Here is a 15,644-nt window from a genome sequence, read left to right on the forward strand (position 1 = left end):
ACCATGGGAGAGCGATATGCGAAACTCAACCCGGTCCCGGGTCGATCCCTTCATTGTGATGGACGTGATGGAAGCCGCGCGCCGCGCCGAGGCCGAGGGACGCCGGATCATCCACATGGAAGTCGGCCAGCCCGGAACACCGGCGCCGCGAGGCGCAACGCAGGCGCTCGAGCGCGCGATGCGAGACCAGCCGCTTGGCTATACTGTAGCTTTGGGTCTGCCCGAGCTTCGGGCGCGGATCGCGCGGCTGTATGGCGACTGGTACGGGGTCGATCTGAACTCAGATCGGGTGGTGGTCACCTCGGGTTCGTCCGGCGGGTTCATCCTGGCCTTCACCGCGCTGTTTGACACCGGCGACCGCGTCGGGATCGGAGCGCCCGGCTATCCCAGCTATCGGCAGATCCTGCGGGCGCTGGATCTGGTCCCGGTCGACTTGCCGACTGCGCCGGAAAATCGCTTGCAACCGGTGCCCGCGGATGTCGCCGGGCTGGACCTTGCGGGGCTGATGGTCGCGTCGCCCGCCAACCCGACCGGCACGATGCTGGACCGTGCCGCGATGGGCGCGCTGATTGAGGCGGCGCAGGAGCAGGGCGCGGCCTTCATCAGCGACGAGATCTACCACGGGATCGAGTACGAGGCCAAGGCGGTGAGCGCGCTGGAACTGACTGACGACTGCTATGTCATCAATTCCTTTTCCAAGTATTTCAGCATGACGGGCTGGCGCATAGGCTGGATGGTGGTGCCCGAGGACCATGTGCGCGTGATCGAACGGATCGCCCAGAACATGTTCATCTGCCCGCCCCACGCGAGCCAGGTTGCTGCACTTGCGGCGATGGAGTGTAACGACGAGTTGCAGGCCAATATGGCCGTCTATCGCGCCAACAGGGCGCTGATGCTCGACGGTTTGCCGAAGGCGGGCTTCACGCGGATTGCGCCACCGGACGGGGCTTTCTACGTCTACGCGGACGTATCCGATCTGACCGATGACAGCCGGGCTTTTGCGGCCGAAATTCTCGACAAGGCGGGTGTGGCGGTGACGCCTGGGCTGGATTTCGACCCGGTGCGCGGGCATGGGACGCTACGGTTTTCCTATGCGCGGGCGACTGCGGATATCGAGGAAGGTCTGGCGCGGCTTACACGGTTCATGGCGGAGCGGCAGGCGTGATCCGGCTGTGCACAGCACTTGCGGCGCTCTGGCTGCTGACCGCGGCCGCGACGGCGCAATCATTCAGCGGTGTGGCGCGGGTCGACGCCGCGCAGAGCCGGATCACCGATGACGGGTGGAGCGGTGCGCGCATCGCTCTTGCGCTGAGCCAGGGCGTGCCGTGGCGGCTGTTCACCCTGAACGATCCGCCGCGCCTGGTGCTGGACTTCAAGGAGGTCGATTGGTCCGGACTTCGGCGCGACAGCTTTCTGGACAGCCGAAAGGTCTCGCAAGTGCAGTTCGGCGCCTACGTGCCGGGCTGGTCCCGCATGGTCGGCGAACTGGCCGAGCCGATGGGCGTGCGCGCGGCGGCGCTGGACGTGGACGAGGGCACGGGGGCCGCGCGGTTGACTGTGCGGCTCGAGCCGGTATCGCTTGAGGCATTCGCCGCCGCGGCCGGCGCGCCGCAGGACCCGCGCTGGGACCTGCCCGTGCCCCAAAACCTGGCGCCGCCGCCTCCGCGCGCGGCCGATGCGCCGCTGCGCGTGGTTCTGGACCCGGGCCACGGAGGTATCGATCCCGGGGCCGAGACCGACAGCATCGACGAGAAAACCCTGATGCTGACCTTCGCACGCGAATTGCGCGACCTGTTGCGCCGAAGCGGCGGCTTTGAGGTGGTGCTGACACGCGACTCCGATGTCTTCGTGTCGCTGGAACAGCGCATTGCCATCGCGCACGAGGCCGGCGCCGACGTCTTCCTGTCTCTGCATGCCGATTCGCTGGCCGAAGGCGCGGCGCATGGCGCGACCGTCCATGTTCTGTCTCGCGACGCTTCGGACGTCGCCAGCGCCAAGCTCGCCGAACGCCACGACCGCGACCAGCTGCTGTCGGGTGTCGATCTCAGCACGGCGGATGACGAGGTGACCGGCGTTCTGCTGGACCTCGCACGTCAGGAAACGCAGCCACGCGCGGAGGCGCTGGCCCGGGCGCTGGTCGATGGCATGAGCGAAGCGGGCGGTCCGATGAACCGACGTCCGCTGCGCCGCGCGGCCTTTTCGGTGCTGAAAGCCGCCGATATTCCCTCGGCCTTGGTCGAAGTCGGCTTTCTCAGCAGTTCCCGCGATCTCGCCAACCTGAAGAACCCCGCGTGGCGTGCGGCGATGGCGCAGGGCATTCGCAACGGGCTGCGCGCCTGGCAGGCGTCCAATGCGGCGCAGCGTCCGCTGGTGCGACAGTAAAGCCCGCAGCGTCAGGCGGTTTCTTGCCCGGTTGTGTTTTGACCCTGACCCGCCCGATCCCTATATTGGCGCTACCGTACGAGTAGGGGCTTCACCGTGATCCGGTTCATCTTATCCTTCTTCGGGGCGATCTTCACGCTCCTGACGCTTGGCGTGGCGTTGATCGCGCTCAGCATCGGTGCGGTGTTCTGGGTCTATGGCCGCGATCTGCCCAGCCACGAGTCGCTGGCACAGTACAAGCCACCCACGATCAGCCGGATCTATTCGGGCGAAGGACACCTGATCGACGAGTTCTCGCAGGAGCGCCGCCTGTTCGCGCCCGCGGACGAGATCCCCGACCTGATCAAGCAGGCTTTCATCTCGGCCGAGGACAAGAATTTCTACAGCCACAAGGGCTATGACACGCGCGGCATCGCGGCCGCCGCCATCGAGGCGGTGCAGACGCGTGGCGAAACCGTACGCGGGGCATCGACCATCACCCAGCAGGTCATGAAGAATTTCCTGCTGTCGGGCGATCGCCGCATCGAGCGCAAGACCAAGGAGATCATTCTGGCCGCCCGTCTCGAGGAGACGTTAGACAAGGAGAAGATCCTCGAACTGTACCTGAACGAGATCTATCTCGGGCAGAACTCCTATGGTGTGGCCGCGGCCAGCCAGACCTATTTCAACAAGACGCTGGCCGAGCTTGCCCCGCACGAGGCGGCGTTCCTGGCGTCCCTTCCGAAAGCGCCCAGCGACTATCATCCGGTGCGCCGCAAGGACCGGCTCCTGGCGCGGCGCAACTTCGTTCTCAAGGAAATGTACGAGAACGGGTATATCGACCAGGCAAGCTATCAAGCCGAGGTCAACGCGCCGCTGCGGTCGGTTCAGAATGGCGACTTCGAAAGCTTCCGCACGGCCCTGCCGCCGCGTGACTATTTCACCGAAGAAATCCGCCGCCAGCTGGCCGAGGATTTCGGCGAGGGCGAGTTCTTTACCGGCGGCTTCACCGTGCGCGCCACGATCGACGAGGAGATGCAGGAGGTCGCGGCGGCCGCGTTGCGTGCGGAGCTTGAGCAATACGACCGCGGGATCGGCATCTGGCGCGGCACAGGTGAGAAGATCGCCGCCGACCAGTTGGGCAGCGAGGACACCTGGCGCGCCGCGCTGTCGGACGCCGACGTGCCGCGCGACATCACGCTGAACGGCGAATGGCACCCGGCGGTGGTGCTCAGCATCGGCGAGCAGAATGCCCGTATCGGCATCGAGGGCGTCGACGAGGATGCTGATGGTCATTGGATCGAGGCAAAGGACGTTCAGTGGGCGCGCAAGCGGCGCAGCGACGGGTCGCTGGCCAGCAAGGCGAAAGTGGCGGGCGACCTTCTCGAGGTGGGCGATGTGGTTCTGGTGCGCGCGATGACGAGCGACGAGGACGGATCTTTCATCCGCTGGACGCTCAGGCAGGTGTCGGAAGTGCAAGGCGGGTTCATGGCGATGGACGTGAACACCGGTCGCGTCCTCGCGATGCAGGGCGGGTTCAGCTACCAGGATTCCGTGTTCAATCGCGCCACCCAGGCACAGCGCCAGCCGGGGTCGAGCTTCAAGCCTTTCGTCTATGCCGCGGCGCTGGACAGCGGCTACTCGCCTGCGACCATCGTGGTGGACGCCCCGATCGAGATCAACACGCCGCAAGGCCTGTGGCGGCCGCGCAATTCGACCAACAAGTTCTACGGGCCGACGCCCTTGCGCACCGGTATCGAGCAGTCGCGAAACCTGATGACCATTCGTCTGGCGCAGGAAGTCGGGATGCCCGTTGTCGCCAAATACGCCGAACGGTTCGGTGTCTATGACGACATGGGGCCGTATCTTGCCAACTCGCTGGGGTCTGAGGAGACCACGCTCTACAAGATGGTGGCGGCCTACGCGATGTTCGCCAACGGTGGCGAACGGGTGGAGCCGACGCTGGTCGACCGGATCCAGGACCGCTATGGCGAAACGATCTATCGCCATGACAAGCGGCAATGCCTTGACTGCAACTCGCCGGCGCTCGCTGCCAACGCGACCCCACGCATCGTAAGCGACCGCGAACGGGTGATGGATGCGATCACGGCCTACCAGCTGACGTCGATGATGAAGGGCGTGGTCGATCGCGGCACCGCCAGCGGTGTCGTGAACCTGCCGGTGCCGACCGCAGGCAAGACCGGTACCACCAATGACGCGCGCGACGTCTGGTTCATCGGCTTCACCAGCAACATCGTCGCCGGTTGCTATATCGGCCACGATCGTCCCCGCCCGCTGGGCCGCGGCGCCTATGGCTCGTCATTGTGCGGGCCGGTGTTCCAGTCGTTCATGACCAAGGCGACCGAGAAATACGGCGGCGGCCCGTTCGACGTGCCGCCTGGGGGCTACTTCATCAAGATCGACCGGTTCACCGGTGCGCGCCTGCCGGATGACGCGTCCGGCAACTACGTCGTGGCCGAGTATTTCCGCGACGGGCAAGACCCGGGCTTCGGGCTGACCTATGACGGCGGCTTCGCCATGGGCTCGAACCTGCCGCTGTTCGAAGAGGTGAGCAGCGGTGGTCGCCAGGTGCAGACATCGACCGGCGGCACAGCGGTGGTCGGACCCAAGGCGAACTTCGGAACGGTCAGCTCGGGCGGACTCTACTGACCCGCCCCACAACCGCGCCGCAACTACTGTTTCCGTAGCAGCGCGCCGTAGAAGTCGATGCCACGCGACAGGTTGTCCAAGGACAGCCGTTCGTTGATGCCGTGAAACCGCACCAAATCGTCGTTGCCGATCTTGAACGGGTTGATCCGATAGGTTGCATCCGATGCCTTGGCGTAGTGGCGCGCGTCGGTCGCGGCGATGGTCAGGCCGGGGACCGACACCAGCGAACCGAAGGTGGATCGGATCGCGGCCTCGATGTCGAGATAGCCCTGCGCGCGCGCGTCGGCCACCGGCGATGCCTCGATCGCCGTGGCGCTGTCCACGACGATCTCGATTGCGGAATCGTCGATCACCTGGCGCACATGGGCGATGACGCTGTCCACCGTGTCGCGCGGATGGATTCGGAAATTGATCGTCGCACTCGCCTCCGTCGCCAGTACGTTGTCCTTGGCTGAACCGGACAACATGGTCGGTGCGGTGGTCGTGCGCAGCATGGCGTTCGTCGACGGCGCATCGGACAGGACGCGTTCGAGCAGCGGGTCAAACAGCCAGCGATTTGCAAAGAGCGCGCGCTGCAGAAGCGAGAAATGCGGTCCCAACCCGTCGAAGAACTCGGCCGATACTCCGGTCAGACCGCCGGGCATCGGGGACTCCTCCAGCCGGTGAACGGCCCGCGCAAGGCGCCCGACCGCGGTGATCTTCGGCGGCATCGAGGAATGTCCGCCGGTGCCGCGCGCAATCAGTTTCAACGTCATGTAGCCCTTTTCGGACAGGTTGATGCTGGCGACCGGCGTGTCGAGTCCGGGCACGATGCCGTCCAGCACGAAGGAGCCTTCGTCGAGCGCCCAGGCGAGGCGCACGTTCTGATCCGTCAGGTGGCGCGCGATGGATTGCGCGCCGGTGCCGCCAACCTCTTCGTCACCGCCGAAGCTGAAATAGACCGTGCGGCGCGGGGTGAAGCCCTCGGCGATCAGGTGTTCGGCCGCGCTCATCATCGCGATCAGCGCACCCTTGTTGTCGAGCGTCCCCCGCCCCCAGATGTAGCCGTCCGCCAACGTGCCGTCATAGGGCGGATGGACCCATTCGTCGATCGAGTCCAGCGCCACGGGAACGACATCGTAGTGGGCTGCCAGCAGCACCGGTTGTTGCGTCGCGTCGCTGCCTGTCCATTTGAACAGCGGCGTCTGCGCGTCGAGCACTTCGTGGTCCATGGTCGCGTGCACGTTCGGGAACCGGTCGACAAGGAAGGCGCGAAACGCAGGAAATTCCGGTTGGTTCATGTCGATCGAAACAGTGCGGAACTGCACCGCGTCGGACAGAATTTGCGCCGCGCGGTCCGTGTCGGCTCCCAGTTCGAACGGCTCGGCCATGGCGATTTCGCCCGCGGAATAGCGCAGCGTGTTGACCACGATGATCGCCATCAGGGCGAGGAGGACGACTCCGACTCCGATGGCGAGGCGTTTGATGAGGCTCAGCATGTGGGGCTCCTTGGATCGCGGTGGCAGAGGGACGGCGCTGTCGGTTGTTGGATTCGTTAGACCGGAATGTGGTTTGCCGCAATCGCGGCGTCGGGTCAGCCGGTATGCTTGATTGCTTGCCGGGCCACCGGCGCTGGTCTATCACCCACGGGCATACAGATCACCGCAGGACCCTTCGATGCGCGCCGAGATTCAGAATACCGTTGCCGAAATCGAGAAGTCGCTGGAGCTTCTGGCCCAGCGTATGGACTGGGAAACCGCGCAGCACCGGCTGGAGGAATTCAACGCCCGTGTGGAGGATCCGAACCTGTGGGACGATCCGGAGGCCGCGCAGAAACTGATGCGGGATCGCCAGATGCTGGTTGACGCGATGGAAACCTATGAAAGCATCAAACGCGATCTGTCGGACAACGTCGAGATGATCGAACTGGGCGAGATGGAAGATGACGCCGAGGTCGTGAAGGATGCCGAAGACGCTTTGAAGACGCTGGCCGCGAAGGCTGCGAAGAAGGAACTCGAAGCACTGCTCGACGGCGAGGCTGACGGCAACGATACGTTTCTCGAAATCAACGCGGGCGCGGGTGGTACTGAAAGCTGCGACTGGGCGGGAATGCTTGCGCGGATGTATGTCCGCTGGGCCGAGAAGAAGGGCTACAAGGTCGAACTTCAGTCCGAGAGCGCGGGCGAAGAGGCCGGGATCAAGTCGGCGACCTACAAGATCAGCGGGCCGAACGCTTATGGCTGGCTGAAATCGGAAAGCGGCGTGCACAGGCTCGTGCGGATCAGCCCGTTCGACTCGGCGGCCAAGCGGCACACGTCCTTTTCGTCCGTCTGGGTCTATCCGGTGGTGGATGACAACATCGAGATCGAAGTCAACCCCGCCGACATCCGCATCGACACCTATCGCAGTTCGGGTGCCGGCGGCCAGCACGTCAACACGACGGACTCCGCGGTGCGGATCACCCACCATCCCACGGGAATCGTGGTGACCAGTTCGGAAAAATCGCAGCACCAGAACCGTGACATCGCCATGAAGGCGTTGAAATCGCGGCTCTACCAGATGGAGTTGGACCGCCGCAACGCCGCCATCAACGAGGCGCATGAAAACAAGGGAGACGCGGGCTGGGGCAACCAGATCCGCTCCTACGTTCTGCAGCCCTACCAGATGGTGAAGGATCTTCGGACCAACCATGAAACGTCCGATACCAAGGGCGTTCTGGACGGCGATCTGGACGGGTTCATGGCCGCGACCCTGGCGCTCGACGTGTCGGGCAAGTCCCGCGCCGAGGCGCAGGGCTGAGCCGCGAGAGGCGGGCTTTCACGCTGGATTCACGCGCCCCTTGTTAACCCTGATTCGCGGCGCGCATCATCCCTGACGGATGGCGCTCCGGATCATTGCGAAACGAAGGGATAGGACCATGCCGACGATTAATCCGATTTTTGACGGATCGACCCCGGTGGAACGTGCATCGGGACAGGGAGATGCGACCTGGAACGGTGGCTTTCTGGGCTACTACAGCGCCTATGACACGACGCCGAATGCGAACCTGATTGCGAACGCAGACCTTGTCGGATCCAACTGGACCGTCGCGGCGATGCGCTTTGGAGCGGACGGGACGAACACCACGAAACTCACCGACAGCGACTCGGGATCGGGGCGGCGGATCGACTACCTCAGGCTGGGGCAAAACTCCGATGTCGATCTCGTCTCGACCAGGGTAAAGTTCATCGAAGGCGGTGACGGGGCAAAGCACGACATTCAGTTGGGATCGCAATTCACCAACTCGATCAACATCGGAGCTGATCTGAACATCGTCAAGACCGCGTCTGGATATCTCGGCAACCTTGAGGTCTGGAACGGACGCGGAGTGGTCACTGTGAACGGAGGAGCCGGCGCGATCAGGTTGGGCAACCTGAATGACCGGGTGATCGTGGATGGCGGAAACGTGAAGAGCGTGTCCTTTCGTGGTGGTGAGGACCGTTTGATCCTGAAAAACGGAGCGATCGTCGAAAACGTCAACGCGTCGTCGGGAGATTTCATCGGCCGATTGCAAGGCGACAGCCGGGTCGCGTCTATGCGGATCGATTCCGGCAATGCCGACATCGAAATGACGGGGAATTCCCGGATTTTTTCGCTCAAGCTGGATCACGGCAACAACACCGTCACCACAGAGGGCGGGTTTCTCGAGACGTTCTACTCCTTTGACTCCAATAACACGGTCCGGCTCGGAACGGCCGGAAACACCTCTGGTGGCGCAGGGCAAGTCCAGTTCTCGAGCGGGTCTGGAGAGGCGTTTTCGCATACCATTGTGGCGCATGGCTATCTGGGCATGCTGAGCACGCAGGACACGGGCAGCGACGCGACCGATGACCAGAGTACCGACGTCACGATCAACTACTTCGCCGGTGCGCTGCTCTTGGGCAATGGTGACGATACCGTGAAAACCGGCGACTATTTCGTCGAGACGATTTCGACCAGTGGAGGCAACGACAGTGTTGGTGTCGGCGCTGGCGGAGCGAATTTCATTGGAACCGGAAAGGGCACGGACACTGTGACGACCGGTTCCGGCGAGGTTGAAGCAATCCGAACAGGCGATGGGGACGATACGGTGACAACCGGATCCGGGTTTGTCCAAAGTGTGTCGACGGGTGATGGAAACGACACTGTAAAGATTGGCACCGGAAGCGTCGGCCAAGTGAATATGTGGACGGGTGACGACACGATTCACGTGAGCGAAATCGCGAGTGACATGGAGCTCGATTTTCGTGGTCAGCAAGGCGTGGATACAGTCGTGTTTTCGGGTTTCACCGTTGGAGTGGAATTCTCTCTGGATACGACGGCCTACCAGGATGTTTCCGGGAAAGGGAATTTCCGTCAGTCGTCGATGGAAAATCTGACCGGGTCAAACCGCGGTGACAAGTTGACCGGGAATGGCGGCGAGAACGCGCTGTCGGGGCGTGGCGGGGCCGATCGGCTCTTCGGTGGTGATCAGAACGATGTCTTGAGAGGTGGAAACGGCAACGACAAGCTGTACGGCCAGAACGGCAAAGACACGTTGATCGGTGGCAAGGGCAAAGATGTGCTTGACGGTGGCCGTGGCCGGGACAACCTGCGGGGCAACGACGGCGAGGATGTTTTTGTTTTCGGCAAGAACAGCGGCCTCGACCGGGTTCTGGATTTCACCGACGGCGAGGACATTCTGCGGCTGGAGGATCACACCGGCGGGTTTGGCGACCTGTCCTTTGCCAACCTGGGCGGGAACCTGCGGGTCACGCATGACAACGGCACGATCGTACTGGTTGGCGAGGCAGGAACAGTGCTGACCTCGGCGGATTTCGATTTCGTCTAGGTTGCGCGACGCATTCCGGGGCTTGCGCGAAACCGGGTTGGGGTTAGGCTGGCGAAAACAAGCTCCAAGGACCGCCCGACATGACCCTGACCCGTCGTCCCGCCGCCGATCTTCTCTCCGATCTCGCGCGTGGCGCCTTGGGTGCGGAAGAGCTCATGCAGGCGACGCTCGACCGGATCGGCATCGTCAACGGCACCGTCAACGCGGTTGTCGGTCTGCGCGATCCGGATGCGCTTCTGGAGGAAGCGCGCGCCCTCGACAATGGGCCGAAGCGCGGTGCGTTGCATGGGTTGCCCATCGCGGTCAAGGATCTGGCTGATGTCGCGGGCATCGTGTCGACCCGCGGCTCTCCGGCGTTTGCCGGGGTCGTGCCGGTGGAGGATTCGCTGATCGCCGCGCGAATGCGGGCGGCCGGGGCGATCCTGATCGGCAAGACCAACGTGCCGGAATTCGGACTCGGTTCGCATACCTTCAACCCGGTCTATGGCGCGACCGGCAATGCCTATGATCCGTCCCGCAGCGCCGGCGGCTCCTCGGGCGGGGCGGCGGTGGCGCTGGCCACGGGCATGACCGCACTGGCCGACGGGTCGGACATGATGGGCAGCCTGCGCAACCCGGCCGCCTGGAACAACGTCTATGGCTTCCGGCCGAGTTGGGGCCGGGTGCCGTCGGACCCGGTGGGCGACATCTTCCTGCACCAGTTGAGCACGCTCGGCCCCATGGCCCGCAGCCCCGAAGATATCGCACTGTTGCTCGACGTGATCTCGGGGCCCGACCCGCGCCAACCGCATGGTGTCGCCTGTGATCCTGTCGCTCCACTTTCTCCGTGCGATCCGGCCGGGCTCCGCATCGGATGGTTGGGCGATTGGGGCGGTGCGCTGCCGATGGAGCCGGGAATTCTCGACATTTCGGAGGCGGCGCTGGCGGTGTTCGAGACGTTGGGCTGCACAGTCGAGCCGGTCGCGCCGCCGTTCTCGGCGGACGCAATGTGGCAGAGCTGGCTCGACCTGCGTGCCTGGCAGGTGTCTGCGGGACTTGCGCCGCTTCTCGCCGAGAAGGCGCCGCTGAAGGAAAGCGCGGTTTGGGAGGTCGAACGGGGCCTCGCTTTGAGTGGCCAGCAGATCCAGCAGGCGAGCCTGATCCGGTCGGACTGGTTTTGCGCCGCGACCCAGCTGTTCTCAACTTATGACGCGTTGGTGTTGCCATCGGCGCAGATCTGGCCGTTCGACGTGACGCTGGCATACCCGACCGAGATCGACGGCACGGCGATGGACACCTATCACCGCTGGATGCAGGTGGTTATCCCGGTCAGCCTGATCGGCCTGCCGGCGCTGGCGGTACCGGCGGGGTTCGGCCCGGCGGGCCTGCCGATGGGTGTACAACTGTTCGGCCCGCGCGGCAGCGACGCGGCGCTGCTGCAACTGGGCGCGGCTTATCACGCCGCGACCGGCTGGCCGCAGAAGCGCCCGGCCCAGTAAGACACCGGGAAGGGGAGAATGGAATGACTGCAGAACTGGAACATGGTGTTCCGCCGCTCGGCCCGGTGTCGGGCGGCATCCTGCGCACGGCGCTGCAGCGCGGCTGGCAGGATTTCAAGCGCGCACCGGTCTTTGGGCTGGTCTTCGCGGGGTTTTACGTTCTCGGTGGCTGGCTGATGGCCTGGATCACCGCCCAGACCGGGACGACGTTCTGGCTGGTGCTCGCCGCGATCGGATTTCCGCTGATCGGTCCCTTCGCGGCGGTCGGGCTTTACGAAGTGTCGCGCCGGCTGGAACAGGGTGAGCCGTTGAACTGGAGCGAGGTGTTCGGCGTGGTGCTGCACCAGGGGCGTCGGCAGTTGCCCTCGATGTGCGCCATCATCATCGTGGTCTTCCTGTGGTGGTTCTTCATCGGGCACATGATCTTTGCCCTGTTCCTTGGGTTGTCGACGATGACCAACATCTCGTCGTCTTTCGAGGTTTTCCTGACCGCAAACGGTTTGGCCATGCTGGGGGTGGGAACGGTGGTGGGCGCGCTTTTCGCGTTGCTGCTCTACATGATCACTGTTCTGGCGCTGCCGCTCCTGTTGGATCGCGAGGTCGATTTCGTCACCGCGATGATCACCAGTTTCAAGTACGTGACGAGCCATCCTCTGCCGATGCTGGCTTGGGCGTTCATCATCGCGGTGCTGACCTTCGCCGCGCTGATCCCGTGGTTCGCCGGGCTGTTCGTGGTTCTGCCCCTGTTGGGGCATGCGACCTGGCATGTCTATGACCAGCTGAAGGAGGAGGCCGCGACCGAGGCGGCCTAATCCTGCTCCCGACCGGACGCGACGAGGCGCGCTTTCAGGCGCAGCGCGTCGGGGTGATTGCGTTCGAGCGCGAAGACATAGGCATGGGTCAGAAAGAACCCTTCGGCAGTTGGATCGTTGGCGCGGTCGGCGGCTTCGGCATAGAGATGAACCAGCGCGTCATGCGCGCCCTCTGCATGTGCGGCGAGCAGCCGGTCGTTCAGATCGTTCATTCCGCGGCCTCGGCCTTGGCGCGATGGGTCTGGATCTTGCCGGCGACCCAATCATGGAACAGGTGAGTCGGCCCGTCCATCGCGGGCGAGAAGCGACCGCCGTCGAATCCGGGGGCCAGACGACCGCGCTGCATGCCTTCGACGACGAAGATGTCCTCTTCGAACACGGTCTTCCATTGCTGTGAATTGCGTGCGCGCAATCCTTCGTCGGTGCCGGCCACGGGATAGTAAAGATGGACATGTTCCGTCGTGCGCGCCGTCCCGTCGGGCACGAGAATGATGGCGAAGGCGTGATCGCGGTGCACGCCCAGCAGCACGTTCGGAAAGGCTGCGACGTATTCGGCGGCGGTGTCCCATTGGTCGCTCAGCCCGGCGAAGTCCGGAAACTTCTCGCCGTTCTCGTTGGTGATCTGGCGATAGACGAGCGTGCCCTGGCCGGAATATTCGCCAGGTCGTTCGATGTGGTAGTGGTCTTCCAGGCGGGAGTAGCTGTTCAGACCCGGGTGCACCCACGGCAGGTGATAGCTTTCGCAGTAGTTTTCGACCGCGAGCTTCCAGTTGCAGTTGACGTCGAGTTGGAAGCGGCTTTCGGGGCCGCCATGAAAAACCGGCTGCTCGAACTCGGCCCAGCGGGCCAGAAGGTCGGCCATGGCGATTTCGAAAGCGGGGGCGTCGCCCGAGAGATTGATCCAGACCACGTCGCGCCAGATATGGCTGCGGACCTCGATCAGGCCGAGCAGGGCGCGGTCGATACCTTCATGGGTGTTCTGGCCTGGACCGCCGACATGGGGCGTGCTGACGAGACGTCCGTCGGTCGCATAGCACCAGCTGTGGTAAGGGCACCGGATCGCGCCCTCGATCTTGCGCGGGGCGTCCACCAGGATCATCCCGCGGTGGCGGCAGGTGTTCTGGAACACGCGCACAGTGTCGGATTTGTCGCGGATCAGCAGCAGCGGCATGCCCAGGAAAGTCATCGGCACCGCGTCGCCCGGTTCGGGAACATCCGCGGCCACGGCCAGCCCGGCCCATTGCGTGACCAGAAGCGCCTGTTTCTCTTCCTCGAAGACGGCAGGGTCTATGTAATGCGCGTTGGGAAGGCCGTGTGCGGACCCGATCGGGCGGCGTACATCGGACAGATCGGTGATTGACTGGGCCATGATCCCCTCCTTCTTGGCTGCGGCGATTTCATCACCCAAGCAAGCCGGAGGTCCGGCCCAGCAGCGACGCGACTTTCCTCACCGCGACACTCAAGGCCGTTTTCGGATCTCAGCGGAAGGGTTCGGACGGTTGCAGCAGCCGCCGATGGAACGGTGACAGTTCCTCTTCGCGGCGCAGGCCGGTCGTTCGCGCGGCGGCCAGAACACTGTGGCACGTTCCTTCCAGATGTTCGAAAACCATTCGCGTTGCGCGAACGGCATTCGCGTTTTCGCGCACGGTTCTGGTGGCGTAGCCAACCCAGAAGTTGTTCTCGAACGAGGCGACCCGGGTCAGAAAATTGAAGGAGCTCGACATCGCCTTGCGCCGCGAGATCAATAGCGCGACCCCATCTTCCTGACGCACGACATAGCCGCGGTACTCGCGGGTTCGAGCATCCAGCGTGAGGCCCTGCTCGCCCATCGCTTCGCGCGCCTCGAAACCGCGCACATAGGTATGGCCCGACTTGCGGAACACGTTGACCAGCCCGACGACGAATTGATCGGTGTTGGTGAAACTGCGACGCGAGAAACGGAAGAACCCGTCCGGAAACACGTCCTGTGGAATGTCGTTCACGCCCTTGCCGATGAAATCCGCCAAAACAGGTCCGTTCAACACCATCCCGGCAGTGACCAGCGAGTCGACAGGATCGAGCAGGATACGGGCGTCGACCTTGAAGAACTCACAGATCCGGTCAAGTACGTCGGGGCGCGGAAAACTCTCGCCGGACAAGTAACGGTTGAATTGGGTACGATTGATGCCCAACTGCCGAGACAGCTCGGAGACGGAGGAATACTGTTTGGACAAAACGCGCAAATTAGCGCCGAACATGTTACGCAATTCTGACGGAGAACGCCCTGATCTGGACATGATTACTCCAAATTTAATTCGCTTTGGACTTAAGCCTGATCCCAGGCCAAGTATATGAAAACACCAACGTTCACCTCAAAAAACCCGAGTTGACGCTAGTTAGCGTCGAGGGTGACGCCGGATTGTGTCGCCAAGCTATCGAATTGGACACAAATTGCAAGAGTGCGACGCCCAGTTTTCCATGTCTGATTGTAAGGAATTGTCTCAATGTTAAGGCATAGGGATAGACGGGACATGTTATGTTTGGCGTGGTACTTTGGAGTGACGGGCAGGACAACAAGGCGGTGATCTGGTGCGAGGATCACGGCGACTTGGCGTTCTACCGACAGGAAGAAAACGAAGCGTCGGTGGCACTGGATGCCGGCGATTGGGTCGAGTTCGACATGTCGATGGACCACAATCTGCGCTTCGTACACAACCCCAGGTTGGTTGCGGAGGGCGTGTTTCCAGAACTGCCGGAAGCGCTGGAGTCGGCGGCCCCGCGCAAGGCCGCCGCGTCAGGGCAGGCGCAGCGTGGATCCGCCGAGATCATACCTTTCGCCCTGGCGCGTGGCCGACGCGACGTGCAGCGGGCTGAAGTGGCGCAGAAAAGCGCGCTCTAGCCTCGTCGCCCGGTCACTCGCCGCGCAACAGCGCGGCGACCCCGGTTCGGGCGACTTCGGCCAATCCCAGCGGACGCATCAGGTCGGCGAACGCATCGATTTTTTCCGGAGCTCCGGTGATCTCGAACACGAAACTGCCGAGCGTACTGTCCACCACATTGGCGCGGAAGATGTCGGCAAGGCGCAACGCTTCGACGCGCTTGTCTCCATCGCCCACCACTTTCAGCATCGCCAGTTCACGTTCGACGGATGACCCTTCGACAGTCAGGTCATGCACTTCGTGCACAGGCACGATGCGACCCAGCTGGGCCTTGATCTGTTCGATCACCTGCGGCGTACCGGTGGTGACGATGGTGATGCGGCTGAGGTGCCCGGTATGGTCGACCTCGGCCACGGTCAGGCTTTCGATGTTGTAGCCACGTCCGGAGAAGAGGCCGATCACGCGCGCCAGCACGCCGGGCTCGTTCTCGACCAGCAGCGCCAGGGTATGACGCTCGTTCACGTCCGAGAAGGTGGGACGCAGGTTGTAGGCGGAGTGCTTGGACGCGCCTTTCTTGATGTGCAGGGCTGACATGATGTCCCTTTCCTGAAGCTGGTTCTGCCTCGGCAAGCTATTT

Annotated in this window: 13 protein-coding genes; 8 read left to right on the forward strand and 5 right to left on the reverse strand. The window is 63.3% G+C overall.

Translation table 11 applies throughout. The features are described 5' to 3' along the window. Window positions 1-16: 16 nt before the first annotated feature. The 3 genes from JF290_RS16630 to JF290_RS16640 all read left to right on the forward strand — a co-directional run bounded on the left by JF290_RS16630 (window position 17) and on the right by JF290_RS16640 (window position 5,031). Window positions 17-1,165, forward strand: a complete 1,149-nt coding sequence (locus tag JF290_RS16630) for a pyridoxal phosphate-dependent aminotransferase (protein ID WP_199026024.1) — start codon at window positions 17-19, stop codon at window positions 1,163-1,165. Next, window positions 1,162-2,382, forward strand: coding sequence for an N-acetylmuramoyl-L-alanine amidase (locus JF290_RS16635; protein ID WP_199026025.1), 1,221 nt, complete (start codon window positions 1,162-1,164; stop codon window positions 2,380-2,382). Before JF290_RS16630 ends, JF290_RS16635 begins: the two co-directional genes overlap by 4 nt. A gap of 96 nt (window positions 2,383-2,478) precedes the next feature. Continuing rightward, the gene (locus JF290_RS16640) at window positions 2,479-5,031 is read left to right on the forward strand and encodes a penicillin-binding protein 1A (RefSeq protein ID WP_199026026.1); all 2,553 of its coding nucleotides are present in this window, start codon (window positions 2,479-2,481) and stop codon (window positions 5,029-5,031) included. Window positions 5,032-5,054: 23 nt separating this feature from the next. Here JF290_RS16640 and JF290_RS16645 read toward each other — a convergent pair whose 3' ends face one another. Then, window positions 5,055-6,509, reverse strand: a complete 1,455-nt coding sequence (locus JF290_RS16645; protein WP_199026027.1) for a M20 family peptidase — start codon at window positions 6,507-6,509, stop codon at window positions 5,055-5,057. A gap of 178 nt (window positions 6,510-6,687) precedes the next feature. Here JF290_RS16645 and prfB point away from each other — a divergent pair, with 178 nt between their 5' ends. From prfB to JF290_RS16665, 4 genes are all read left to right on the forward strand, one after another. Continuing rightward, a complete protein-coding gene (gene prfB, locus JF290_RS16650) occupies window positions 6,688-7,809 on the forward strand; it encodes a peptide chain release factor 2 (protein ID WP_199026028.1) in 1,122 nt (373 codons plus the stop codon). A gap of 463 nt (window positions 7,810-8,272) precedes the next feature. Further along, a complete protein-coding gene (locus tag JF290_RS16655; RefSeq protein WP_199026029.1) occupies window positions 8,273-9,859 on the forward strand; it encodes a calcium-binding protein in 1,587 nt (528 codons plus the stop codon). An 80-nt stretch (window positions 9,860-9,939) separates the two neighbouring features. Then, on the forward strand, window positions 9,940-11,337 hold the full coding sequence (locus tag JF290_RS16660; protein WP_199026030.1) for an amidase: 1,398 nt from the start codon (window positions 9,940-9,942) through the stop codon (window positions 11,335-11,337). A gap of 23 nt (window positions 11,338-11,360) precedes the next feature. Beyond that, window positions 11,361-12,149 (forward strand): DUF2189 domain-containing protein, encoded by a 789-nt coding sequence (locus JF290_RS16665; RefSeq protein WP_199026031.1) that lies wholly within the window; start codon window positions 11,361-11,363, stop codon window positions 12,147-12,149. Here the strand turns inward: JF290_RS16665 and JF290_RS16670 are convergent. The 3 genes from JF290_RS16670 to JF290_RS16680 all read right to left on the reverse strand — a co-directional run bounded on the left by JF290_RS16670 (window position 12,146) and on the right by JF290_RS16680 (window position 14,386). Next, a complete protein-coding gene (locus tag JF290_RS16670; protein ID WP_199026032.1) occupies window positions 12,146-12,361 on the reverse strand; it encodes a hypothetical protein in 216 nt (71 codons plus the stop codon). The genes JF290_RS16665 and JF290_RS16670 overlap by 4 nt on opposite strands. Then, a complete protein-coding gene (locus tag JF290_RS16675; protein WP_199026033.1) occupies window positions 12,358-13,518 on the reverse strand; it encodes an aromatic ring-hydroxylating oxygenase subunit alpha in 1,161 nt (386 codons plus the stop codon). The genes JF290_RS16670 and JF290_RS16675 overlap by 4 nt, the downstream gene beginning before the upstream one ends. Before the next feature lie 109 nt (window positions 13,519-13,627). Next, on the reverse strand, window positions 13,628-14,386 hold the full coding sequence (locus tag JF290_RS16680; RefSeq protein WP_233155482.1) for a helix-turn-helix domain-containing protein: 759 nt from the start codon (window positions 14,384-14,386) through the stop codon (window positions 13,628-13,630). Between the two features lie 278 nt (window positions 14,387-14,664). Between JF290_RS16680 and JF290_RS16685 the strand changes: the two genes are divergently transcribed. Further along, window positions 14,665-15,027 carry a hypothetical protein gene (locus JF290_RS16685; RefSeq protein ID WP_199026035.1) on the forward strand — a complete coding sequence of 121 codons (363 nt, stop codon included), beginning with the start codon at window positions 14,665-14,667 and terminating at the stop codon, window positions 15,025-15,027. 13 nt (window positions 15,028-15,040) lie between these two features. Here JF290_RS16685 and ilvN read toward each other — a convergent pair whose 3' ends face one another. Beyond that, window positions 15,041-15,601, reverse strand: coding sequence for an acetolactate synthase small subunit (ilvN, locus tag JF290_RS16690; RefSeq protein ID WP_199026036.1), 561 nt, complete (start codon window positions 15,599-15,601; stop codon window positions 15,041-15,043). Between the last annotated feature and the right edge of the window lie 43 nt (window positions 15,602-15,644).

Source organism: Sedimentitalea arenosa, assembly GCF_016428585.1.
GTDB lineage: Bacteria > Pseudomonadota > Alphaproteobacteria > Rhodobacterales > Rhodobacteraceae > Sedimentitalea > Sedimentitalea arenosa.